Genomic DNA, 22,551 nt, shown 5'->3' with positions numbered 1-22,551 from the left:
TCCTACCAGGCCATGATCGACCTCGCGACCCTCCGGATGTGGCTTTGAGGACAGCTCCTAGGGATGAGCACCAGCGCAGGGTCGGTCGAGAGGTTGGACTGGCCGCGGGCGATCATGTTTCCCCACGTGGGGTCGGGTGGCGGGATTCCGAGTCCCAGAAAGCTCAATGTCGCCTCGACGACGATCACGACCCCGAATGCCAGCAGGCTGGCGGTGAGCACGGGCGCCGCCGCGTTCGGCGCGATGTGACGGAAGAGGATCGCGAGGTCTCGCTGCCCGGCCACGCGGGCGGCCGAGATGTAGACGTGCTCGCGCTGCTTGAGTGTCGTGGCCCGGGCGATACGGGCGTACATCGGGACGGTGACGATCGTCAGCGTCCCGACAAGATTCGGCAGGCTCGGGCCCAGGTAGGTGGCCACGACAATTGCGAGTACCAGTGCCGGGAAGGCCATGAAGACGTCCAGCACCCGCATGATCGTCGCGTCGATCAGGCCGCCCTTGAAGCCGGCGAGGATGCCGATGAAGCCGCCGATCACGATCCCCGCCACATTGGTGCAGAACCCGACGATCAGCGAGGTCTGCCCGCCATGGAGCAGCCGGGACAGGATGTCGTTACCGAGTGGGTCGGTGCCGAGGACGTGTCCCGGCGAGAACAGCGGCTGCAGCGCCTCGGACAGTGATCCGTCATTCGGTCCTGGGAGGGACGGGATCATCGGCAGTAGGAAGCACGCCAGCGCGATCAGTCCGAACAGCACACCAGGCACCCAGAGGTCCAGATCGGCCGGAAAGCGCGCGCTGCGGGTGCGGCTCGGTGCGGCCGCCGCCGGCAGTCCGGCGACCGTGGGTTCAGGAGTTCGGACGGCCATGGCGGATCCTCGGGTCGAGTACTGCGTACAACAGGTCCGTGACGAGGTTGGCCAGCACGACGGCCGCGGCGATGATCAGCACCATCGTCTGGACCATGGGGATGTCCTGGAAGGTGATGGCCTGCATCAGCCCCTGGCCCATCCCCGGTATGGCGAAGATCTGCTCCAGGACCACCGTGCCACCGATGAACAGTCCGACCTGCCCGCCGACCACGGTGAGCAGGGTGAATACGGAGTTCCGCAGGGCATGCTTGAGCAGAACGCCCCACGGTGGCACCCCCTTGGCGCGTGCGGTGCGGATGTAGTCCTCGCCCTCCAACTGGTCGACGAGGTCGGCCCGCAGCTGACGGCTGTCACCGCAGAACATCACGAACACGAGCGTCGCGACCGGGAGCGCCAGCGATCGAAAGTGTTCAACCGGGTCGTCCGCGAATCCGACGTACCCCAGTGCCGGTACGACGCCGAGGAATACCGCGAACACGTAGATCAGCACGAGAGCGAACACGAAATGCGGCGCCGACAGGCCGATCATGCTGACGCCGATGCTGATTCGGTCCACCACTCCGCGCGGGCGGCGGGCCGCGAGCACCGCGACCGTGATCGTCAGCAGGACACTCAGCACGATCACATAGACGAGGATCTCCGCCGACACCAGTAGCCGCGGCATGATCTCCACGGCGATCGACTGCCCACTGGTCAACGACGGGTCGAAGTTCCCCGTCAGCACCCCGCCGAGCCAGCGGAGGTAGCGCTCGAAGAAGGGCTGGTCGAGATGAAGACGGGCCCGGAGCGCCGCGACGTCCTGCTCCGTCGCGTTCTCCCCCAGCAGCGCCTGAGCCGCGTCCCCCGGCAGCAGGTTGAGCAGGCAGAACGACAGGAACGTCGTTCCCCACAGCACCGGAACGGCCTGGAGCAGGCGCTTTCCCACCACACGGACCGTCGGCGACCCGAGCAGGCCACTGCCGATACCGATCCGCCCCCTCCGCCGGGTCGGCGACATGGCGTCGGCACTCACGATCGTCTCCCGTCCGTCGGGTTGGGTTCTCGGCCGGGACCGGCTACGCGCCGCGCGACGACACGCGTTCCCATGACGCCCATTTCGCGTTCTGGTCGAGCCCGATCACCGACTTGCGAGCGATGTAATAGCCATTGGTCTGATAGAGGAAGGTCGCGTAGGCCTCGTCGTTGATCACCTGGAACGCCTGCGAGTACAGGCCCTGTCGGACCGCCGGGTCATCCGACGAATGTGCCTGGTCCAGCAGCGCATCCAGCTTCGGGTCGGCCACTCCGCTGTTGGGACCCTTGCTGTGGAAGAAGTAGTCCGTGCCGAGCCGCAATGCGGGGTCGATGGCCCCGGAGAATCCGAGATAGACCTGCCAGTTCCCCGTCCGGTAGTTCTCCAGGAGGGTGGCCAACGGCTCGGGCGAGATCTCGGTCTCGATGCCGGCCTTCCGCCACATTGCCTGAATCGCCTCGGCCGTCACCAGAGTCTGGCTCTGAGCGGCGCCGAAACCGCCGAGCTTGACGTGCAGCCCACCGATCTCCCTCACCAGCTCGCTGGCCTTGGCGAGGTCGAACGTGCGGGTGCCGGGCACCTCCTCCTGAAAGAACAACCCGCCCTCGGCCGTCGGGGACTGCGTCGGCTTGTAGAGCCCCTTGCCGATGACGTCGGTGAGCGACTGGATGTCGGTCGCGTAGATCAACGCCTGCCGGGCCCGCGGGTCCGCCAGTGGTGGGTCGAGCGAGTTGAACTGCAGCTGTGCCGCCGCGATCGCAGGAATCGGGATGACGTTCAGCTGCGCCTGCGCCTTCGTGAGGATGTCGACGCTCGATATGCCGACGACGGCGTCGGCGGTCGAGGACTGCACTGCGGCGTACGCGCTTTCGTCGGAGCCTGCGGCCTGGAAGACGAGCCTGTCGAGGTAGGGCAGGTCCTTTTCCCAGTACGTCGGGTTGCGCTCCAGTTCGAGCCGCTGGCTCGCCTGGTTGCTGACCACCTTGAACGGCCCGGCACCGACCGGACGCTGGCCGAAGTCGGCGGCGCCGGCCTGCTCGAACGCCGTCGGGGACCCCATCCAGTTCATCGCGGTGTTGACGAACGCCGGGATCAGCGGCGGGTAGGGCTGGGAGAGCGACAGCACGACCCGCTCCGGGCCGTCCGCCGCCACCGAACCGACCACGGTGAACAGCGACGCGCACGGGCAGGCCGTGGCCGGGTCGAGGGCACGGCGCATGTTCCAGACGGCTGCGTCCGCGTTCAGCGGGGTGCCGTCGGAGAACATCAGCCCTGGCCGCAGCTCGACGGTCACCGTGAGGCCGTCGGTGGACTTGGTGAAACCGGATGCGAGACTCGGCTGGATCTCCCCGCCGGGACCCTGATGGAACAGCTCACCGAAGATGCTGTTGCGGAGTTCCGCGTTCGCCGTACCCGGCATCACCGGATCCAGGTTCGGCCACGTGTTGAACCCACCAGCCGTGATCACCGTCATCGAGCCACCGCGCGTCGGCGTCGCGGCGGCGGCGTCCCCACCTGCCCGAGTCCCCGCCGATCCACAGGCGGCCAGCACCATCAGCGCCGCGAGAATCGGCAAGATCGGTGAACGCATCAGTGCGACCAGTCGCCTCACGTCGTCTCCCTCGTTCGCCGCCGCTCACGGAGCAGTGGGCGACATTCCCTGGTCGGCCAGCAGCGCGTCGGCCTGCTCCTCGAGCAGCCGCTGGAAGTCGGCGTGCTCGGAGATCACGTCGAGCCCACGGGTGTTGAACAGCTCTGCACGTGCAGGCAGAGTCGGCTCGATGCCGTTCTCGAGGTCACGGGCCATCCGCAGCAGGGCGCGGCGCATCGCGACGATGGCGATGTCGCTGACCCCCAGGTGTTCCGCGCTGCGGTCCATGATCGCGCCCATCGACTCGGTGACCGCGCGGTCCTCGGCACCGGTGCCGCCCTTGACCCCGACGAACTTGTTCTTCTCGGCCTCGCGGTCGATCAGGTAGTCGTTGTCGAGGTTCGTCATGCCCCGCGGGTGGTCGATCAGATGCCCGGTGGAGAGCCGGTACGCCTCGGTCGACACGCTGGGCTCGTACCACTCGCCCTTCCTGAGGGCGCGGCTCGGGTTGTAGTAGACCCCGAACGACATGGTGTTCTCGTCGTCGATCGGCACGTTGATCTTGGCTGTACCGAACTGACCCGCCGACGGCAGCTGGGTCGCTGCCGGCGCGAGCCACTGCGTGATCCGCCAGTAGTAGTTGCCGTCGGCCAGGGTGCGACGGCCGCCGTAGAGAAAGCCGTAGTCGGTCTGCTTGACCGAGAGCCGCGGCGCCGTGTCCTGGATGACGAAGTGGCGATAGCCCTCGACCATCTGCGGTGGCTGCGGCGCGGTCTCCGGGTCGAGGAATCGGTGCAGGTAGGACACGTGCGCGGTGTCCACGTCGCCCTCCAGCGCCTGCAGGTAGTTCGACTCCTGCAGGAACGAGCTGGAGAGCCGCCGGTCGGCCGGCAGATCCATCCACTCATACCCGGGAAGCGGCGGCTGCTTGTCGCGTGGCCCCATGTAGACCCAGACGAACCCGCCGCGCTCCACCACCGGATAGCCGATCGTGCGCAACCTGTCCTTGTACGTGCTCTCCGCCGGCTCGGTCGGCATGTCCACGCACTGCCCGGACACATCGAACTTCCAACCGTGATACGCGCAGCGCAAACCGCCTTCCTCGTTACGGCCCCAGAACAACTGCGTCCGCCGATGCGGACACAACGCCTCCAGCGCGCCGACCTGGCCGGCGGTGTCCCGGAAGAGGATCAGGTTCTCACCGAGGATGCGGACCCGCAGCGGTGCACCGTCCGGCTCGGGCAGTCGCGCCGCCGTCACCACCGGGTGCCAGAACCTGCGGTAGAGGTTGCCCACCGGAGTACCTCGGCCGACCTTGGTCAGCAGGGCGTTGTCTTCCGTGCTCAACATGGGATCGTTCACCTCTCCGTTGCATGCCCGGCGGCCGCCGGGCACCACGCGACATGCACGAGGGCCGGCGGCCGGAGGCACCTTCACGGTGCGCGGCGGCGTTGCCGAACGATCGAGCTGTGGGTGGGGTGCCGGCGGCCGACGGGCTCGTCAGCGAGCGGGCGTCGCCGTCGGTCCGAGCAGGAGGTCGTCCGCGTGCGCCTCGAGCAACCGCTCGTAGTCGGCGTGTTCGGTCAGGATGTCCCTGCCGCGAACCCGGAACAGCTCCGGCCGCCGGGCGGCGGCCGGTTCCGTGCCCTCGTCCAGTTCGCGCAGCATGGTCAGCAGGCCCCTGCGCAGCGCCACGACGGCGATGTCACTGACACCCAGGTGCTCCTGGCTGCGGTCGAGCTCCCCCATCGACTCGGTGACTGCGCGGTCCTCCGCGTTCGTCCCGCCCTGGATGCCGACGAACTTGTCCTTCTCCGCCTCGCGGTCGATCAGGTAGTCGTTGTCGAGGTTGGTCGGGGCCCGCGGGTGGTCGATGACGTGACCACCGGCGAGTCGGGTGGGTTCGCCGGCGACGTTGCGACGGCGCTGGATGTCCGGACCCGGTGGCAGCGGGCCGGTGCGGCTCCAGATCAGGCCGGCGGAGAGTGTGTAGTTGTCGTCGATCGGCACCCGGATCAGCGCCTGCCCCAGGTCACCGGTCGTGGGGAGGTAGGTCGCCGCCGGGGCCATCCACGGGGTGAGGCGCCAGTAGTAGGTGCCGTCGGCCAGGGTGCGTCGGCCACCGTAGAGAAATCCGTACTCGGTGCGCTTCACGCTCAGCCGCGGCGAGATGTCCTGGCCGACGAAGTCCCGGTAGCCCTGGTTGAACACCGCCGGCCTCGGCGCGGTCTCCGGGTCGAGGTAGCGGTGCAGGTAGGACACGTGCGCGGTGTCCACGTCGCCTTCGAGCGCCTGCAGGTAGTTCGACTCCTGCAGTCCGGTGAAGACCATCCGTTGCGACTCCGGGAGGTCGAGCCACTCGTACTCGGGGAAGCCCGGCTGCTTGTCGCGCGGCCCCATGTAGACCCAGACGAACCCGCCGCGCTCCACCACCGGATAGCCGATCGTGCGCAACCTGTCCTTGTACGTGCTCTCCGCCGGCTCGGTCGGCATGTCCACGCACTGCCCGGACACATCGAACTTCCAACCGTGGTAGGCGCAGCGCAAACCGCCTTCCTCGTTACGGCCCCAGAACAACTGGGTCCGCCGATGCGGACACAACGCCTGTAGGACGCCCACGTCACCATTGCTGTCGCGGAAGGCGATCAGGTTCTCACCGAGAATCCGGACCCGGACGAGTGGGCCGTCCGGTCCGATGATCCGGGAGCTGAGAGAAATGGGTTGCCAGAACCGCCGGAACAAGGTGCCCATCGGCGTACCGGGACCCACTCGGGTCAACAGTTCATTGTCGCTCTGCGCCAACATGAAAGCGCAACCTCCTCGAGCGTCATTGCGCGAATCCTGCGAGGTGTCCGCCTAGCGAACGCATGTACTGAAGCCGAACGTACTCGGAAGGGTGACAGGGCGTCAACCCTCCGCAATCGGGCCACCCGTCGGCCCGAGCGCCGCCCGCCAGACTCAGCCTCCTTGCGGCTTTCGCCAGGCCATGGCCTCGTCGCACCTGAGCCGTCGATCGCCCCCGGGCTCCGGAGGGCGACGCGGGTGCGTCCGTTGACGGAAGCCATGAGGGTTGGCTAGCGTTCTCCACAAGAACGGCCGTTCGGCCAGCGAACACACCCGCCCCAGGTGAAGAGAGGCGAGGATCGCTCGTGGAAAAGATCGATGCATTCTGTCACATCATGCCGCCGGAGTACTACACGCGATTCTTCGAGCTCGATGGATCGATCGCTGCGGCCAACCTCCGCAACCGAGTGTCGGCCATCCCGTCATTACACGACATGGACGTTCGATTCCGCCTGATGGACGAGTTCGGCGACTATCGCCAGATCATCAACATCGCCGCCCCACCGGTCGAGGACCTGGGCTCCCCGGCAATCTCGAAGGAGATGTCCCGTATCGGCAACGAGGCGATGGCCGATCTGGTGCACAAGCACCCCGACCGCTTCGCGGGCTTCACCGCATGCGTCCCGATGGATGATCCCGAGGCCGCCGTGGAGGAGCTCGACTACGCCTGCAGCGAGCTCGGCGCACTGGGTGCCCAGATCTACACGAGCATGCACGGGCATCCGATGGACGAGGATCGTTTCGACGTCTTCTACGCGCGTGCGGCGCAGCTGGACAAGGTGATCCAGGTCCATCCGTGCCGCAACTCGACGTGGGCCGACTACCCGTCGGAGACGGTCTCCAAGTTCGAGCTCTGGTGGGCGCTGGGCTGGGAGATGGACCTGTCGATGTTCATGGGCCGCATGGTGTTCTCCGGCGTGCTGGAGCGGTACCCGTCCATCAAGTTCCTGATCCACCACGGCGGCAGCATGATTCCGCACTTCTCCGGACGGGTCGGCCCCGGACTCGACCAGCTGGGCGCCCGCACGCCGCCGGGACAGAGGGCCGATGTCGAGCACTTCCCGCTCTCCAAGCGGCCGCTCGACTACTTCAAGATGTTCTACGTCGACACAGCGATGTTCGGCGCTGCTCACGCACTGCGGTGCTCGATCGACTTCTTCGGGGTCGACCACGTGCTCTTCGGGTCCGACTGCCCGTACGACCCCGAGAAGGGCCCGGGCTACATCCGCTCGACGATCAAGAACCTCGGGGAGATCGGGCTCGACGACTCGGACCGTCGGACGATCTTCAACGGGAACGTGCGGAAGGTCTTCAACGACACACTCGACGCGGGAGTGTAGGTGCGCAGATGATCATCGACGTCCACGGGCACGTCAGCGCGCCTGCCGAGCTCTACTCCTACAAGTCCAACCTCCTGTCCAGCCGCGGTGCACACGGTCGCGGCGGCGCCGGGATCAGCGACGACCAGCTGCGTGCGGCTCTGAGGGCACCGAACCGCAGCTTCGGCGGCGTCTCACACCTCGACCACCTCGACGAGGCCGGCATCGACCTGCAGCTCATCTCGCCTCGGCCGTTCCAGATGATGCACAGCGAGTCGCCCGCCTTTCTCGTCGAGTGGTTCACCGCGGAGACCAACGACACCATCGCGCGGATCTGCAGCCTCGAGCCCGACAGGTTCCGCGGCGTGTGCGGGCTGCCGCAGAGCATGGAGCTCGAACCCGCCGCCTGGACCCAGGAGCTGCGCCGCTGCGTCCAGGACCTGGGCTTTGTCGGCGCACTGCTCAACACCGACCCGTACGAAGGTCTGCGGCAGCCACCGGGGCTGGGCGACCGGTTCTGGTACCCGGTGTGGGAAGCGCTCTGCGAGCTCGACGTGCCGGCGATGATCCACTCGGCCGGCTGCCGTCCTCCGGCCCGCGAGAGCTACTCATTGCACTTCATCCAGGAGGAGACGCTCGCGGTGGCGGCCCTCCTGCAGTCCTCGGTCCTCACCGACTTCCCGGAGCTGAAGATCGTCGTCTCGCACGGCGGGGGCGCGATCCCCTACCAGCGCGGACGCTTCAGTGCCGGCGCGATCCGGAGTGGCGGGCGCTTCGAGGACCAGCTGCGCAAGCTCCACTTCGACACCTGCCTCTACACCCGCGACGCGATCGAGCTGCTGCTGGGTGCGGTCGGGGTGGACCGCTGCGTCTTCGGCAGCGAGAAGCCGGGCACCGGATCGGTCCGTGACCCCGAGACCGGACGCTGGATCGACGACATCCACCTGCTCGTCCGGGACATCGAAAGCCTCGACGCAGGAGAGCAGAAGGCCATCTTCGAGGCCAACGCGCGCGCTCTCTACAGGCTCTGAGCGCGCGGATGGCCGACATCGTCGTGGGCATCGGCACCTCGCACGGACCGCTGCTCAACACACCGCCTGCCGAGTGGGGCCAGCGTGCCTCGGCCGACCGCCGCGACCCGCGGCTCGTCTACCGGGGCGAGGAGTTCACCTTCGAGGAGCTCGTGAGCGCCCGTGGCGTGGACTTCAGCGCGGAGTGCGCCCCCGAGGTCTGGCGTCGCAGGCACGCCGCGTGCCGCGCGGCCATCACAGAGGTAGGCGCGGTGCTCGGCACAACAGAGCTCGACGCGCTCGTGGTGGTGAGCAGCGACCACAAGGAGGTCTTCACCGACGAGCTGCTGGCGCCGTTCAGCTTCTACTGGGGCGACTCCGTGCCGCATGTTCCGTTCACGGCGGAGGCGCTGGACGGGATGGCACCGGGGCTCGCGATCGCCGAAGTCGCCAACGTCCCCGACGAGCCGACGGTCCGGCCGTGTCACAGCGAGCTGGCCGTGCATCTGATCCGCATGGCCTCAGCGGCAGGCTTCGATCCCGCCGCGTCACGGACGCTGCCACCCGGGCGGTACGGCGACGGCGGCATCCCGCACGGCTGGGGTTTCATCTACCAGCAGGTACTCGGCGGCACCACGTCGATCCCTGTCGTGCCCGTGTTCGTCAACACCTTCTGGGAGCCCAACCCGCCGAGCGCGATGCGCTGCTACGACTTCGGTCGTGCACTGGGGGCGGCCATCCGCTCCTTCCCCGGCAACGCCCGCGTCGGGGTGGTGGCCTCCGGCGGGCTCAGCCATATGGTCGTCGACGAGGAGCTGGACCGCGGGTTCCTGGACTCGCTGATGACGCGTGACCCCCTGTACCCAACCCGGCTGAGCCCAGAGGTGCTCCGGTCCGGATCCTCCGAGCTGCGCAACTGGATCGTCGTGGCGGGCGCGCTCGCGGACACCGATCTGCGGCCGCGGTTGATCGACTACCAGCCGTGTTATCGGTCCGAGGCAGGAACCGGATGCGCAATGGGCTTCGTGGCGTGGGAACGGCCCGCCGCGACGGGCGAAACACGATGAGGCCGCTCGCCTGAACCTCTGATGGGCAGACGGGCGTCCTTGACCAGCAGTTCCGGCCAGCACTAGGGTTCGCATTACGGATGAACGTTCGCCCTTCGAACCACCTGGGCCGTTCGTATGTGGCCCGACAACGTATGGGGAGAATCTGATGCGGTCGACAGACGGGGTGAACGGCACGTCCACGGGAGGCGCCGGCGCTCCGCCCGAGCCGGTCAACCCGTGGTTCGTCGTCGACGTCGAGCGACTGGACCGCGCGACCGTGGCGCGGGTGGTGCGCCAGGTCGCGGCGTCGGAAGGGCTCGACCAACTCGCCTACCGGGAGACCGAGATCGACGCGCTGTGGAGCCTGGCCGACATGGCGGCGCGCGCGGGACTACCGGGCGCCGAGGTCGCGCTCTCGCTGCTCTGGACCGCGCACGATGCCGTCGGCGTGGGTGACGTGGACGTCGCAGTCGAGGCCCTCAGCAAGCTGCAGGATCTGGGCGGGCTCGAGGACCTCAACGACGCAGGCCGGGCCGCACTCTAGCCCGCGGCAAGACGGAGACGACCCGATGAACGATGGTGGCACTGCGCCCGTGGAGTTCGTCCAGTCCCTGGAACGTGGTCTGGCGGTCATTCGGGCCTTCGACGCCACGCACGCGCAGCTGACGCTGAGCGAGGTTGCGCAGTCGACCGGCCTGTCCCGGGCGGTCGCACGGAGGTTCCTGCACACCCTTGTCGCGCTCGGCTACGTCCGCACCGACGGCCGCGTATTCGCCCTGCGGCCGCGCGTGCTCGACCTCGGTTACGCGTACCTGTCGAGCCTGACCTTGCCCGAGATCGCCCTGCCACACCTCGACCGGCTCGCGCACCAGGTCAACGAGGCGTGCTCGATCACCGTCCTCGACGAGGACGACATCGTCTACGTCGCAAGGGTGCCGAGCCCGCGCATGATGAGTGTCGCGATCCGGGTAGGGACCCGATTCCCCGCCTACGCAACGTCGACGGGCCGGGTGCTGCTCGCCGGACGGCCGGACGACTGGCTGGAGGGCTACCTGCGTCGCGTTCCGCTCATCCCCATCACCGGCAACACCACAACCCACGTGCGGGACCTGCACGCGACGGTGAAGCGCTGCACGCTCGACGGATACTGCCTCGTCGATCAGGAGCTCGAGGAAGGCGTCCGGTCGCTGGCCATTCCCCTGCACGCCGATGACGGCACGGTCGTCGCGGCGATGAACATCTCCGCGCCTGCGAACAGCCAGGACCCGATGAAGATGGTCGACAGGCTCCTCGCGCCACTGCAGGAAGCGGGCCGGCTGGTCGAGGAGGACTTCAAGTTCCTCCCCCAACAGAAGGACTTGCTTCTGCGCTGAACGCCGCGCCCCTCAGTGCAGTGGTGCGCCGGTGGCGGCTCGTACCTCGTCGGGGGTGACGCCGGGGGCGGTCTCGATGAGTGTGAGGCCCTCGTCGGTCACGTCGATCACGGCGAGGTCGGTGATGATCCGGTTGACGCATGCGGCGCCGGTGAGCGGCAGCGTGCATTCCTGCACGATCTTCGGTGAGCCGTCCCGAGCGGTGTGTTCCATCATCACGATCACCTGCCGGGCGCCGTGCACGAGGTCCATCGCCCCGCCCATGCCCTTGATCATCTTGCCGGGCACGGCCCAGTTGGCGAGGTCACCGCGAGCACTGACCTGCATCGCCCCGAGCACGGCCACGTCGACCTGCCCGCCCCGGATCATGCCGAAGCTCGTGGCCGAGTCGAAATAGGAGGCCCCGGGCAGGACGGTGACGGTCTCCTTACCCGCGTTGATCAGATCGGCGTCGATCTCGTCCTCGGTGGGGTACGGGCCCACACCCAGGATGCCGTTCTCCGAGTGCAGCACGACGGTGCGCCCCACCGGGATGAACCCGGGCACGAGCGTCGGCATGCCGATCCCGAGGTTGACATACGAGCCGTCGGGCAACTCGGCGGCCACACGCGCGGCGAGCTGATCACGGGTGAGAGTCATGACCGCACCGTCCGGAACTCGATGGGCTTGTCGGCGTCGGGCACGTGCACCACTCGCTGCACCTGAATGCCCGGGGTGTGCACGGCGTCCGGGTCGATCTCTCCCGGCTCGACGAGGTGCTCGACCTGGGCGATCGTGATCCGCCCGGCCGCGGCGCACACCGGGTTGAAGTTGCGCGAGCTACGGCGGTAGACGAGGTTGCCGTGGCGATCGCCCTTCCAGGCGTGCACCAGGGCGTAGTCGGGGAAGATCGCCTCTTCGAGCACGTAGGACCGCCCGCGGAACTCCCGCACCTCCTTGCGCGGCGAGTGCACGGCCACGCCACCGTCGGCGGCGTAACGCCACGGTAGCCCGCCCTCGGCGACCTGCGTACCGACTCCGGCAGGGGTGAAGAACGCCGGGATACCCGCACCGCCTGCACGCAGCCGCTCCGCGAGCGTGCCCTGCGGGGTGAGCTCCAACTCGATCTCCCCGGCCAGATACTGGCGGGCGAACTCCTTGTTGTTGCCCACATACGAGCCGATCGTGCGCCGGATCCGACCCGCGGCCAGCAGCGTGCCCAACCCGTAACCGTCCAGACCGAGGTTGTTGCTGATCGTCTCCAGGTCCGTGGCGCCCTGCTCGAGCAGCGCCGCGATCAACGCGGCCGGCACCCCGGACATCCCGAACCCACCCACCGCGAGCGACGCACCGTCAGGAACGTCGGCCACCGCCTCGGCCGGAGACATGATCACCTTGTCCACAAGGCCACGTTAACGGTTCGTACAGAGCCCACGTAGTTGTTCGCACTGTGAGCCCCATTGCTCCCGCTGTGGTGTGCGGTGGGGTTGCAGCACATACCACCCGCTCTGAGACACCGACGGACTGCCGCCGCACACCCTGCTCTCGCCTGCCGGCACCCACGACAGCACGCTGTTCGAGCCCCTACTCGAGACCAACCCGGCGGTCTGCAAGTGCTGCAGCCGCAGCGAAGCTCCTCACCGACAAGGGCTAGGTTCCCGGTCTCCCGCGTCTACCTGCGGGCGCGGGATCAAGGTGCGCATCGCGCGCCGCTGCGTCGACAGCAGCACCACGGTCCGAACGTGGCTACACCTCAGATTTCTCCGAAGGGCGCACCATCAAGCAGAACGCGCGGATCTGGCGATATCAACATATCCGTCGCTCATAAGGCGTGGACGCGTAGTTCCGTGAGGCGTGGTGGGCTGGGCTGCTCGGATGGCAGGCCGGCCTGCTCGCCCCGCAGTGCCGCGAGGCCGCAGGCTTCGTCACAGCCGGCGGCCCGATACCTCGGCGGGCGCGGATGCTCAGAGCGTGCAGATCCATGAATTTTCCGGCGAGAGGCTGGAACAGATTGCCCGCGAACGCTTCATACCGGCAAATTTCCGGGCGCGTCCTGACTTCCGAGTGCGGATGGCGCTGCAGGAGATGGGCGAGGCCGTCACGCTCTCGCGGGTCTACGCCGCGGGGCCGCATCGGAACGTCCGGACCGAGCGGTTGGCCGCGAGGACGTCGGGCGACAACATGATGATCTTCATCGTTCATGTGGCCGGTGAGACCAGTGTCCATCAGCGCGACCGATTCGCCGAGTTGGCGCTCGGTGCAGGAGTACTGAGCGAGGCACGTAGTCCGTGGGAGATAACGTGCCCGACGCAGAGCCGGTGCCTGCTCCTGGGCTTTTCACGCGAGCTGCTCCCGCTCCGCACCGCAGAGATCACCGAAAGCTGTGCCCGCAGCATCGACCCGTCAGCGCCGGGCATGCAGATGCTGTCCGACTATCTGACTCGACTGCTCAACGTAGCCGACAGCCTCACCGCGGAGCAGAGGCTCGACGCCGGCCGCGCCGCGATCGATCTGCTCGCGATGGCTCTGCGGAATGTCGCACCCTCCGTGCCGGGCGGGGACGGCTCCGTGCGCGTGTTGCTGGACATGATGCGGGCGCACGTACGCGACCACCTTGCCGATCCGCAGCTGGGGGTCGTGGAGCTGGCGCGACGGCATCACGTGTCGGTCCGGCGTGCGTACTCGGTGTTCGAACGAATCGGGACGACGCCCGGTGCGTACCTGCGCGGGCAGCGGATGCTCGCGGCCCGGGCGATGCTGTCCGATCCGAGGTACGCCCGGCTCGGGATATCGAGCGTTGCGGCTGCGGTCGGGTTCCTCAACCGCAGATCGTTCGAACGAGCGTTCCGGCGGGAGTACGAGAGCACGCCGAGCGACTGGCGCCGGGAGCGCCTCCCATCCGAATCCGCCCCACAGCGGTGACGCAGGAAATGCCGCCAGGCTGAGAAGGAAACGCTTGCCCAGCTGAGGGCCAGCTGTGGTCGACTGGCCCGAACCAGCGACTTCTCAGATGCGATGACATGCCCGCACCGCGGATCCCGAGCTCCCGATGATCCGGCACATACTGCCCGCGGCGCGGTATATCCGAATTGCCGAATATCCCTTTCGACACCGGTCATCAAGACGGCGGCGGCCAAGGCTGAGCAGCTCTCCTCGGCACTGGGCCCGGATCCCGGGCGGCTTGCGAAGGCCCCGTCCGAGGCCTGATCAGCGTCAACCACATCGGAGGATCACATGGCCCGGCCCTATCCCTTCAACGAGTCCGATCGGCTCGAGCTCGACCCGACCTACCAGGAAGTGCTCCGCGACGAGCCGGTCTCCCGCGTGATGCTGCCCTACGGCGGGGAGGCCTGGCTCGCCGTCCGACACGCCGACGTCCGCACCGTGCTCAGCGACCCGCGCTTCAGCCGTGCCGCCGTGGTCGGACGGGACATGCCGCGGGTCAGGCCGGAGGTCGAGGAGAACGTCAACTCGACCATGAACATGGACCCTCCCGACCACACACGGCCACGCAAGCTCCTAGCCGGCGCGTTCACCACTCGGCGGGTGGAGGCGCTGCGCCCCCGCACGGCCGAGCTGACCGCGCAGCTACTCGCCGGCATGCGCGCGGCCGGCACCGGAGCCGACCTCGTCGAGCACGTGTCGGTGCCGCTTCCGCTCATGATCATCTGCGAGCTGCTCGGCGTGCCCGTTGCAGACCGGCCGATCTTCCGGTCGGCGTCCGACGCGATCATGTCGATGTCCGCGATCACCCCGCAGGAGCGGCTCGCCGCCAACGCCGACCTCGAGTCCTACATGGCAGGCATGGTGGCGCAACGGCGGATCACCCCGACGGACGACCTGCTCGGCGCGTTCGTCCGCGCCCAGGGCGAGGGCGATCGGCTGTCCGACGGCGAGCTGGTCGACCTCGGCATCGCCGTCCTCATCGCCGGTCACGAGACGACGATGAGTCAGATCGGCAACATGACTTACACCCTGCTGACCCGCCCCGGCCGCTGGGCGGCGCTACGGGGCGACCACGAGGTGGTCGTGCGGGGCGTGGAAGAGCTGCTGCGATACACCCCGATCCTTGCCTCCGGCGGGTTCCCGCGCATCGCGACGGAGGACGTGGAGCTCTCGGGTGTGACGGTGAGCGCGGGGGAGACCGTCGTGGTGTCACTCAACGCCGCCAACCGCGACCCCGAGCTTTTCGACGACGCCGACACGCTGCTGCTGGACCGGGCGGCGAACCGCCACATCGGTTTCGGATACGGAGCCCACCACTGCCCTGGTGCGGCGCTGGCCCGCATGGAGCTGCAGGAGGTTCTCGGAGGCCTGCTCCGCGAGTTCCCGGACCTGCGCCTCGCCGTGGCGCCCGAGGACGTGCAGTGGCGCACGGGCACCCGCGTCCGGGGCCCACGGGCGCTGCCGCTGGCCTGGGGCCCCGAGAACGGAGGTAGGCAAGACACGGCTCCCACCGACTCCACAGTGGCGTCGTTCCACCTCTACGACCTTCGGCCCGGCTGCCTTGGCTCGGCATGCCCCGGCCGTCCCATCGGACGAGATGCGTACACCCGTCGAGCCGAATGACTCTTCGCGTACGGCGGACTCCGCTTGACGTCCCGTAAACGTGCGGATAACAGGGGCGATTTCGCGCTACCGATACGGGTACCCCGGGGTGCGCGAGGAGGCATCGTGACACGTATCGATCCATCGGCCGGAAGGCCGGAAACAACCACTGTGTACGAGCAGGTTCAACGGACTGACGAGTTCCAGGATCTCCGGCGTCGGCTCCGCCAGTTCGTCTTTCCCATGAGCGCGGCGTTCCTGCTCTGGTACCTGCTGTACGTCCTGCTGGCCAGCTACGCGCCGGCGTTCATGGCCACCGAACTGGCAGGCAACATCACCGTCGGGCTGGTGATCGGGCTTCTGCAGTTCGTCTCGACATTCGCGATCACCGCCGCCTACGTCCACTACGCGAACCGGCGCCTCGACCCCAGCGCCGAGCGGCTGCGCGAGAGGATCGAAGGAGGGGACACGTGATGGATTACCTCGCGCAGGGCAGTTCGCCGGCGAGCGTCGGCAACCCCCTGCTGAACATCAGCATCTTCGCCGTGTTCGTCGTCATCACGCTGGTCGTCGTGTTCCAGGTCAGCCGCGCCACCACAACGGCATCCGACTACTACGCAGCCGGCCGCTCGTTCACGGGCGCGCAGAACGGCATCGCCATCTCGGGCGATTACCTGTCCGCAGCGTCCTTCCTGGGCATCGCGGGCGCGATAGCCGTCACCGGCTACGACGGCTTCCTGTACTCGGTCGGCTTTCTGGTCGCCTGGCTGGTCGCCCTGCTCCTGGTCGCCGAACTGTTGCGGAACACCGGCAAGTACACGATGGGCGACGTGCTGAGCTTCCGGATGCGTCAACGCCCGGTCCGCGCGGCCGCCGCCACGTCCACACTGGTCGTGTCCTTCTTCTACCTGTTCGCCCAGATGGCCGGTGCCGGCGCGCTGATCGCGCTGCTCCTGAAGATTCCCAACACGAACATCGTCGGTCAGGGCACGGTGATTGCGATCGTCGGAATCCTGATGATCGTCTACGTGCTGGTGGGCGGGATGAGGGGCACCACGTGGGTGCAGATCATCAAGGCCGCCCTGCTGCTGGGCAGCACCGCCCTGATCACGCTCTGGGTGCTCGCCTTGTTCGGTTTCAGCCTATCGGCTGTGCTCGGCCAGGCGGTGAGCGCGAACCCCGTACTGGAGACCGCCGGCCAGACCAAGCCACTGGGCGAGAAGCTGCTCGGTCCCGGTCTGCAGTACGGGGCGACGGCGACGGCGAAGATCGACTTCATCTCGCTGGCGCTCGCGCTGGTGCTGGGCACCGCCGGCCTGCCGCACATCCTCATGCGGTTCTACACGGTGCCCTCGGCCAAGGAAGCGCGGCGCTCGGTCGTATGGGCGATCTTGCTGATCGGGATCTTCTACCTGTTCACGCTGGTGCTGGGCTACGGCGCCGCCGCGCTGGTGCCCGGCGGCGCAACGACGATCGCCAACGCGCCCGGCCGGACGAACTCCGCCGCGCCGCTCCTGGCCTACGTGCTCGGCGGCGAGGTGCTGCTGGGCTTCATCTCCGCGGTCGCCTTCGCCACGATCCTGGCGGTCGTGGCCGGTTTGACGATCACCGCGTCGGCGTCGTTCGCCCATGACGTCTACGCCAACGTGATCAAGCGCGGGAAGGCACCGCCGGACTCCGAAGTGCGGGTAGCCCGGGTCACGGCGGTCGTGATCGGCGTGATCGCCATTGCCGCCGGCATCCTTGCCCGCAACCAGAACATCGCGTTCCTGGTCGCGCTGGCGTTCGCCGTCGCAGCGTCGGCCAACCTGCCGACGATCCTGTTCACCCTGTTCTGGAAGCGGTTCAACACCACCGGCGCCCTCTGGAGCATCTACGGCGGCCTGGCCAGCTGCGTGCTGCTGATCATCTTCTCGCCTGCGGTGTCCGGGAGCCCGACAGCCATGCTCAAGGACGTGGATTTCCACGTCTTCCCCCTTGCCAACCCGGGCCTGGTGTCGATCCCGCTGTCGTTCCTGCTGGGCGTCATCGGCACCTATGTCGGCGGGCGCCAACCGGTCGACGAGGCCAAGTTCGCCGAGATGGAGGTCCGGTCGCTCACCGGCGCCGGGGCGGAGAAGGCGACCTCACACTAGGCGACGTCCTGACTCCGGTAGAGCCACGCACTCGCACGGGCCTTGGCCGTCGCAACCGCGTCCGCGTGGTAGCCCGACGATTCACCGGCACCCACGGCATGGCACTGCGCTGCCGTGTGCGCTCGGCTCAGAACAGGCGCGTGAGAGCGACATCGAGGTCGGGCAGTCCGGAGAGGTCGATCAGGAAGTATTTCTCCAATGCGGCCCGAACAGCGGCAGGCGAATCCAGGCGGCGGCGCTCGGACGGCCCGTCGACGTGGTGGACAGCGAGCTCGGCACCCCGGGAAACGCCGCCTGACATGGTGTATTGGCAGCCGGTACCAGCAAGGCCGATCACCAGCTCGTTGACGAACATCGATTCGGGATGGTGCGAGCTGTACCACGAAGCCATCTGGTAGTCCGGGTAGAGCTGCTCGCTCAGGTCGAACCGGAACATCCGCCGCCATTGCTCGCCCGTGCGGCCTTCCATCACGTAGTCGGGGCCGTCGGGCAACAGGCGGAACGGACCATGTGGCGTGGCCTGCTCCACGTGCGGCTCGAGCGCGAGCACGCCGGTGATCGTCAGAGCGCCGAACCCGACATCGACGAGGTGCGGGCCTTCCGGCAGGTCGACGCGCACGAGCATGTGGCCGAGACGGGGCATGACCGCGTCCTCGGGCAGCTTCCACAGGACGCGGCCCGACAGGCCCGTGGTGTGGTAGCCGAGCGCGTCGAGGGCGTGGCGGAGCAGCATGTTGTTCTCGTAGCACCCGCCTCCACGCCCGCCGTGGACCAACTTGGCACAGAGGGCGGCCACGTCGAGGTGCACGTCGCGCCCGGTGAACTTGTCGAGGTTCTCGTAGGCGATCGACCGGGCGTGCGCGACGACGATCCGCTCAAGGGTGGCGCGATCGGGCGCCGCCGACTCCTCGACGCCGGACAGACCGATTCGGCGGAAGTAGGCGGCAAGGTCGACCGCAGCCGTCAGTGGAGCGGCGCCATCGTGGGTGAGAGTCATCGAGCGGTGTCCCGTCAGCTTCGAAGTGGCGAGGATCGGCCATGCATCGGATGCGGAAATCCATTCAATAATCATGATACCCAACCGTGTCCCGATCGACCGATGACAGCGAAGGAAACTATCGGGCCTAGTTGCGCATTACCCAAACACGCACAACTTCGGATATATCCCAAACCGGGATCAAGCTCACGATCGATGAGAAATGCGAGGTCGTGAGGACATCTTCGGCCCGAGTCTCGCCGAAGCACTGCCCGAGGATCAGATCGAGAAAAGTTCGCAGAGCCGGCCCAAAGCTTCTCCTCGGACTTCGAGAAAGCACATTGATCGGCGTCATGAGCCTCGACGGTCAGCCCCGACAAGCCACCTCTGCGGGTCACGGAGCCGAGATGCCATGATCCGCCCGTGCGCATCGCCGTCGCCGACCTCTCCGGGCCCGAGATCGCCGATCTCCTTGCCGAGCACATGAACGACATGCGTGCGACGTCGCCGCCGGAGAGCGTCCACGCCCTGGACCTCGAAGGCTTGCGTCATGCCTCCGTCACCCTGTGGTGTGTTCAGGATGGGACTGAGCTGGTGGCTGTCGGGGCGCTGAAAGAGCTCGATCCGACTCACGGCGAGATCAAGTCGATGCGTACGTCTGGGCCCCACCGGGGGCGCGGTATCGCCTCGAAACTACTGCAGCACATCGCCGACGAGGCGCGGCGACGAGGCATGTCCCGGCTGAGCCTGGAGACGGGATCTCAACCGTTCTTTGCGCCGGCCCGTGCACTCTACGCCCGCCACGGCTTCGTGCCTTGCGGCCCGTTCGGCGACTACACAGACGACCCCAACAGCGTCTACATGACCCGCGAGGTGTCGCCGATTCCCTGACACAGTGCCGGCCTCAGCGCTGTGACCACCACCGGACAGCGTGGATCGTCTGCAGTGCCATCCCGTCTGCCTGGCGCAGCCCGACCGCGCGGACGCTCGTGGGCAGCCCTCGATGCAACCGCAACGCGGGCGCGGCCCAACTCCCGCTGCCGGGGCGCGGAATGCCGCTCGCCGCCGCCGAGTTGGTTGCAGGGTGAAGAAGATAGGGTTCCTCTCCTTCGGGCACTGGTCGGCGGCGCCGCACTCGATGGTGCGGTCAGCTGCGGACGCCCTGCTGCAGTCGATCGAGCTCGCGGTTGCCGCGGAGGAGGCGGGCGCCGACGGCGCGTACTACCGGGTACACCACTTCGCCCAGCAGCTCGCCTCCCCGTTCCCGCTGCTGGCCGCGGCCGGGGCGCGGACCAGCCGCATCGAGCTGGGCACGGCCGTGATCGACATGCGGTACGAGAACCCGCTCTACATGGCAGAAGACGCCGGTGCCGCCGACCTCATCTCCGGTGGCCGGCTGCAACTGGGTATCAGCCGCGGATCACCGGAGCAGGTGATCGACGGCTTCCGCTACTTCGGGCACGTGCCGCCGGAGGGCACGAGCGATGCCGACATGGCGCGCGAGCACACCAAAGTGTTCCTCGAGGTGCTCAAGGGTGAGGGCTTCGCCCAGCCCAACCCGCGCCCGATGTTTCCCAACCCGCCGGGCCTGCTGCGGGTCGAGCCGCACTCACCTGGTCTGCGGGACCGGATCTGGTGGGGCGCAGGAACCCGGGCGACCGCGGAGTGGACGGCCGAGCAAGGGCTGAACCTGATGAGCTCGACGCTGCTCTCCGAGGACACCGGCGTGCCCTTCCACCAGCTCCAGGCCGAACAGATCCAGCGGTTCCGCAACGCCTGGGAGGCCGCTGGGCACAACCGCGAGCCGCGTGTCTCGGTCAGCCGAAGCATCTTCCCGATCGTCAACGACCTCGATCGGCAGCTCTTCTGGCAGCAGCGCGACAGCACCGACCAGGTGGGCTGGCTGGACGGCGGCAACGCCCGGTTCGGCCGGACGTACGCGGGTGAGCCGGACAAGCTGGTCGCCGAGCTCGCCGAGGACGAGGCGATCGCCGCTGCGGACACGCTGCTGCTGACCGTGCCCAACCAGCTGGGCGTCGAATACAACGCCCACGTCATCGAGAGCGTGCTCACCCACCTCGCCCCCGAGCTGGGCTGGCGCTGATCCAGCGGAAGAGGTCGGCGCTACACGTCCTGATAGCCGGGTACATCTGGTTGCTGCACGTCCCGGGCGGAATGTGGGCCGGCCTCTTCTGGTTGCTGACACGGCGGACTGGGTGCCGGTCTTCTGATGCAAGCTGCGAGGAGAAACGTGACAGATTGGGACGAATTCAACACGCGCATCATCAACGAGTTCCGAGCCAACGAGGGCCGGGTGGCTGAGTCCGACGGCCACCCGACGATCTTGATCCATCACATCGGCGCGAAGTCGGGCACCGAGCGGGTGACGCCTCTGGCCTCCTTCCCTGAGGACGGCGGGACCATGCTGATCATCGCTTCGAAGGCCGGGTCGCCGACCAACCCGGACTGGTACCACAACGTGAAGGCCAACCCGACGTTCACCGTCGAGACGGGTACCGAGACCTTCCTGGTGCACGCCGAGGAGGTGGTCGGGCCGGAGCGCGACGAGATCTTTGCGCGTGTGGCCGCCGATCGCCCCAATTTCGACGAGTACCAGCAGAAGACGACACGCACGATTCCCATCCTGCGGCTGACGCGGGTGGCCTGAGGCAGGGTCGGTCCCGATCGTCGTCGACCCGGTGGATCTCTGGGGCATCCTCGCTCGTCACCGAGCCGGCGGCCGTGAAGCACGTCGCACGCGTACAGGACGGCGGGCTGCTCTTCCACGACCTATCCGGCCGGTACCGCAGTCAGGTGTGGAGCAGCGGCCGCAACCGATCGACCGCCAACGGAGCAGAAGCTCCTACGAACGGTAGCTCTTCGCCAACGAACGGAGAAGGGCCACACAAATCGGCGGCCACCCTTGCCGAGTTAATCCTCGAGGCTGTACGGTCCTTCTCGTCTCGCATTTACGCAAAGAGCGTACCCCGAGCACGTTTCAATTGTGAGTCGGCCCCGCACAGGCCAGCGGGCGCACCGGATCTGGAATAGCGCCACCTACGCGATATCACACTGAGCCAACGGAGTTGCAGTGGGAGCATATCTCGGACGCCGCCACCAAATCAGTTGTGGACGACGCGGACAGTGACGGTAGCCGTCGTAGATCGATCGCCCCCCGAACAGCCGAGCCGAGCCCCTCTCGATCCTCTCCCCCGAGGTCGATGACGAGGTCCCGCACGTGGCGCAACGGATCGGGCAGGCTTGAGCGATCAGTGAACTGTTCAGCCGACTTGCAAAGCAGTACCAGATAGGCCGTCAACGCGTTCTGCGAGATCACTCGTATCGGAGTTTCCGAGCCGACGGAGAAGGGTGCTCAATGACGACTACTTCGAATGACCGATCAGACCAGTTGGACGAGGCCGGCCTGGCCGTGCAGAACAGGCTCGCCCTGGGCCGGCAACTGGGGACGGGGAACATCGGACACGCCGAGGAGGATTCCGACGGCCGAATGCGCGCCACCATCCGGATCCCGGAGGACGAGCTGGTCTGGGACCCGGCGATCATCATCCTGCCCCATGGCGGCGAGCTCGAGCTCACCCTCATCAATGACGACAAGAACACCCACTGCGCGGTGCTGCCCACCATCGGGGACCACCTGATCATCTGGTTGGTCAACCATTCCAAGGGGACGGCCACCCTCAACCTGCCGGGCCCGGGCACCTACTGGTACGGCTCCACGACCGGTAACGACGAGGGCCGCGGCCTGACCGGGGCGATCGTCATCGGCGGGGAAGTTCCGCCCGAGGCCAAGCTCGACCGCCCCGCCCAGCCGCGCCCGTAGCAGAA

General features: G+C 67.5%; 21 protein-coding genes. 13 read left to right on the top strand and 8 right to left on the bottom strand.

The window, feature by feature from the left end; all coding sequences use genetic code 11:
- Window positions 1-2: 2 nt before the first annotated feature.
- The 5 genes from ABD743_RS24440 to ABD743_RS24420 all read right to left on the bottom strand — a co-directional run bounded on the left by ABD743_RS24440 (window position 3) and on the right by ABD743_RS24420 (window position 6,241).
- On the bottom strand, window positions 3-866 hold the full coding sequence (locus ABD743_RS24440; RefSeq protein WP_344724518.1) for an ABC transporter permease: 864 nt from the start codon (window positions 864-866) through the stop codon (window positions 3-5).
- Complete coding sequence (locus tag ABD743_RS24435) at window positions 847-1,881, bottom strand: ABC transporter permease (protein WP_344724517.1); 1,035 nt, start codon at window positions 1,879-1,881, stop codon at window positions 847-849. The genes ABD743_RS24440 and ABD743_RS24435 overlap by 20 nt, the downstream gene beginning before the upstream one ends.
- A gap of 43 nt (window positions 1,882-1,924) precedes the next feature.
- Window positions 1,925-3,493: an ABC transporter substrate-binding protein gene (locus ABD743_RS24430; protein ID WP_344724516.1), complete on the bottom strand. Its 1,569-nt coding sequence runs from the start codon at window positions 3,491-3,493 to the stop codon at window positions 1,925-1,927.
- A gap of 24 nt (window positions 3,494-3,517) precedes the next feature.
- A complete protein-coding gene (locus tag ABD743_RS24425; RefSeq protein WP_344724515.1) occupies window positions 3,518-4,822 on the bottom strand; it encodes a Rieske 2Fe-2S domain-containing protein in 1,305 nt (434 codons plus the stop codon).
- A 150-nt stretch (window positions 4,823-4,972) separates the two neighbouring features.
- Window positions 4,973-6,241, bottom strand: a complete 1,269-nt coding sequence (locus tag ABD743_RS24420) for a Rieske 2Fe-2S domain-containing protein (protein ID WP_344724524.1) — start codon at window positions 6,239-6,241, stop codon at window positions 4,973-4,975.
- A gap of 380 nt (window positions 6,242-6,621) precedes the next feature.
- Here ABD743_RS24420 and ABD743_RS24415 point away from each other — a divergent pair, with 380 nt between their 5' ends.
- The 5 genes from ABD743_RS24415 (at window position 6,622) to ABD743_RS24395 (ending at window position 11,067) form a co-directional block, all read left to right on the top strand.
- A complete protein-coding gene (locus tag ABD743_RS24415; protein ID WP_344724514.1) occupies window positions 6,622-7,656 on the top strand; it encodes an amidohydrolase family protein in 1,035 nt (344 codons plus the stop codon).
- Window positions 7,657-7,664: 8 nt separating this feature from the next.
- Window positions 7,665-8,666, top strand: coding sequence for an amidohydrolase family protein (locus ABD743_RS24410; protein WP_344724513.1), 1,002 nt, complete (start codon window positions 7,665-7,667; stop codon window positions 8,664-8,666).
- 8 nt (window positions 8,667-8,674) lie between these two features.
- Entirely contained in the window at window positions 8,675-9,712 is a 1,038-nt protein-coding gene (locus ABD743_RS24405) for a DODA-type extradiol aromatic ring-opening family dioxygenase (protein WP_344724512.1), read from the top strand.
- 148 nt (window positions 9,713-9,860) lie between these two features.
- Complete coding sequence (locus ABD743_RS24400) at window positions 9,861-10,238, top strand: hypothetical protein (protein WP_344724511.1); 378 nt, start codon at window positions 9,861-9,863, stop codon at window positions 10,236-10,238.
- 25 nt (window positions 10,239-10,263) lie between these two features.
- On the top strand, window positions 10,264-11,067 hold the full coding sequence (locus tag ABD743_RS24395; RefSeq protein WP_344724509.1) for an IclR family transcriptional regulator domain-containing protein: 804 nt from the start codon (window positions 10,264-10,266) through the stop codon (window positions 11,065-11,067).
- 12 nt (window positions 11,068-11,079) lie between these two features.
- Here ABD743_RS24395 and ABD743_RS24390 read toward each other — a convergent pair whose 3' ends face one another.
- Window positions 11,080-11,706: a CoA transferase subunit B gene (locus ABD743_RS24390; RefSeq protein ID WP_344724507.1), complete on the bottom strand. Its 627-nt coding sequence runs from the start codon at window positions 11,704-11,706 to the stop codon at window positions 11,080-11,082.
- Entirely contained in the window at window positions 11,703-12,449 is a 747-nt protein-coding gene (locus ABD743_RS24385; protein ID WP_344724506.1) for a CoA transferase subunit A, read from the bottom strand. Before ABD743_RS24385 ends, ABD743_RS24390 begins: the two co-directional genes overlap by 4 nt.
- 472 nt (window positions 12,450-12,921) lie before the next feature.
- Here ABD743_RS24385 and ABD743_RS24380 point away from each other — a divergent pair, with 472 nt between their 5' ends.
- From ABD743_RS24380 to ABD743_RS24365, 4 genes are all read left to right on the top strand, one after another.
- Window positions 12,922-13,968, top strand: coding sequence for a helix-turn-helix domain-containing protein (locus ABD743_RS24380; RefSeq protein ID WP_344724505.1), 1,047 nt, complete (start codon window positions 12,922-12,924; stop codon window positions 13,966-13,968).
- A gap of 312 nt (window positions 13,969-14,280) precedes the next feature.
- On the top strand, window positions 14,281-15,615 hold the full coding sequence (locus ABD743_RS24375) for a cytochrome P450 (RefSeq protein WP_344724504.1): 1,335 nt from the start codon (window positions 14,281-14,283) through the stop codon (window positions 15,613-15,615).
- Between the two features lie 105 nt (window positions 15,616-15,720).
- The gene (locus ABD743_RS24370) at window positions 15,721-16,068 is read left to right on the top strand and encodes a DUF485 domain-containing protein (protein ID WP_344724503.1); all 348 of its coding nucleotides are present in this window, start codon (window positions 15,721-15,723) and stop codon (window positions 16,066-16,068) included.
- Window positions 16,068-17,729: a solute symporter family protein gene (locus ABD743_RS24365; RefSeq protein ID WP_344724523.1), complete on the top strand. Its 1,662-nt coding sequence runs from the start codon at window positions 16,068-16,070 to the stop codon at window positions 17,727-17,729. Before ABD743_RS24370 ends, ABD743_RS24365 begins: the two co-directional genes overlap by 1 nt.
- A gap of 127 nt (window positions 17,730-17,856) precedes the next feature.
- On the opposite strand, the gene ABD743_RS24360 is transcribed toward ABD743_RS24365, so the two are convergent.
- A complete protein-coding gene (locus tag ABD743_RS24360) occupies window positions 17,857-18,726 on the bottom strand; it encodes an arylamine N-acetyltransferase family protein (protein ID WP_344724502.1) in 870 nt (289 codons plus the stop codon).
- Between the two features lie 402 nt (window positions 18,727-19,128).
- On the opposite strand from ABD743_RS24360, the gene ABD743_RS24355 reads away from it, so the two are divergent.
- The 4 genes from ABD743_RS24355 to ABD743_RS24340 all read left to right on the top strand — a co-directional run bounded on the left by ABD743_RS24355 (window position 19,129) and on the right by ABD743_RS24340 (window position 22,546).
- Window positions 19,129-19,596, top strand: a complete 468-nt coding sequence (locus ABD743_RS24355; RefSeq protein WP_344724501.1) for a GNAT family N-acetyltransferase — start codon at window positions 19,129-19,131, stop codon at window positions 19,594-19,596.
- 193 nt (window positions 19,597-19,789) lie between these two features.
- Window positions 19,790-20,809 carry an LLM class flavin-dependent oxidoreductase gene (locus tag ABD743_RS24350; RefSeq protein WP_344724500.1) on the top strand — a complete coding sequence of 340 codons (1,020 nt, stop codon included), beginning with the start codon at window positions 19,790-19,792 and terminating at the stop codon, window positions 20,807-20,809.
- 126 nt (window positions 20,810-20,935) lie between these two features.
- Complete coding sequence (locus tag ABD743_RS24345) at window positions 20,936-21,373, top strand: nitroreductase family deazaflavin-dependent oxidoreductase (RefSeq protein WP_344724499.1); 438 nt, start codon at window positions 20,936-20,938, stop codon at window positions 21,371-21,373.
- 708 nt (window positions 21,374-22,081) lie between these two features.
- On the top strand, window positions 22,082-22,546 hold the full coding sequence (locus tag ABD743_RS24340; RefSeq protein WP_344724498.1) for an MSMEG_3727 family PQQ-associated protein: 465 nt from the start codon (window positions 22,082-22,084) through the stop codon (window positions 22,544-22,546).
- Window positions 22,547-22,551: the final 5 nt, after the last annotated feature.

Source organism: Pseudonocardia yunnanensis (genome assembly GCF_039534065.1).
GTDB lineage: Bacteria > Actinomycetota > Actinomycetes > Mycobacteriales > Pseudonocardiaceae > Pseudonocardia > Pseudonocardia yunnanensis.
This window is presented reverse-complemented; position numbering and strand designations above follow the sequence as displayed.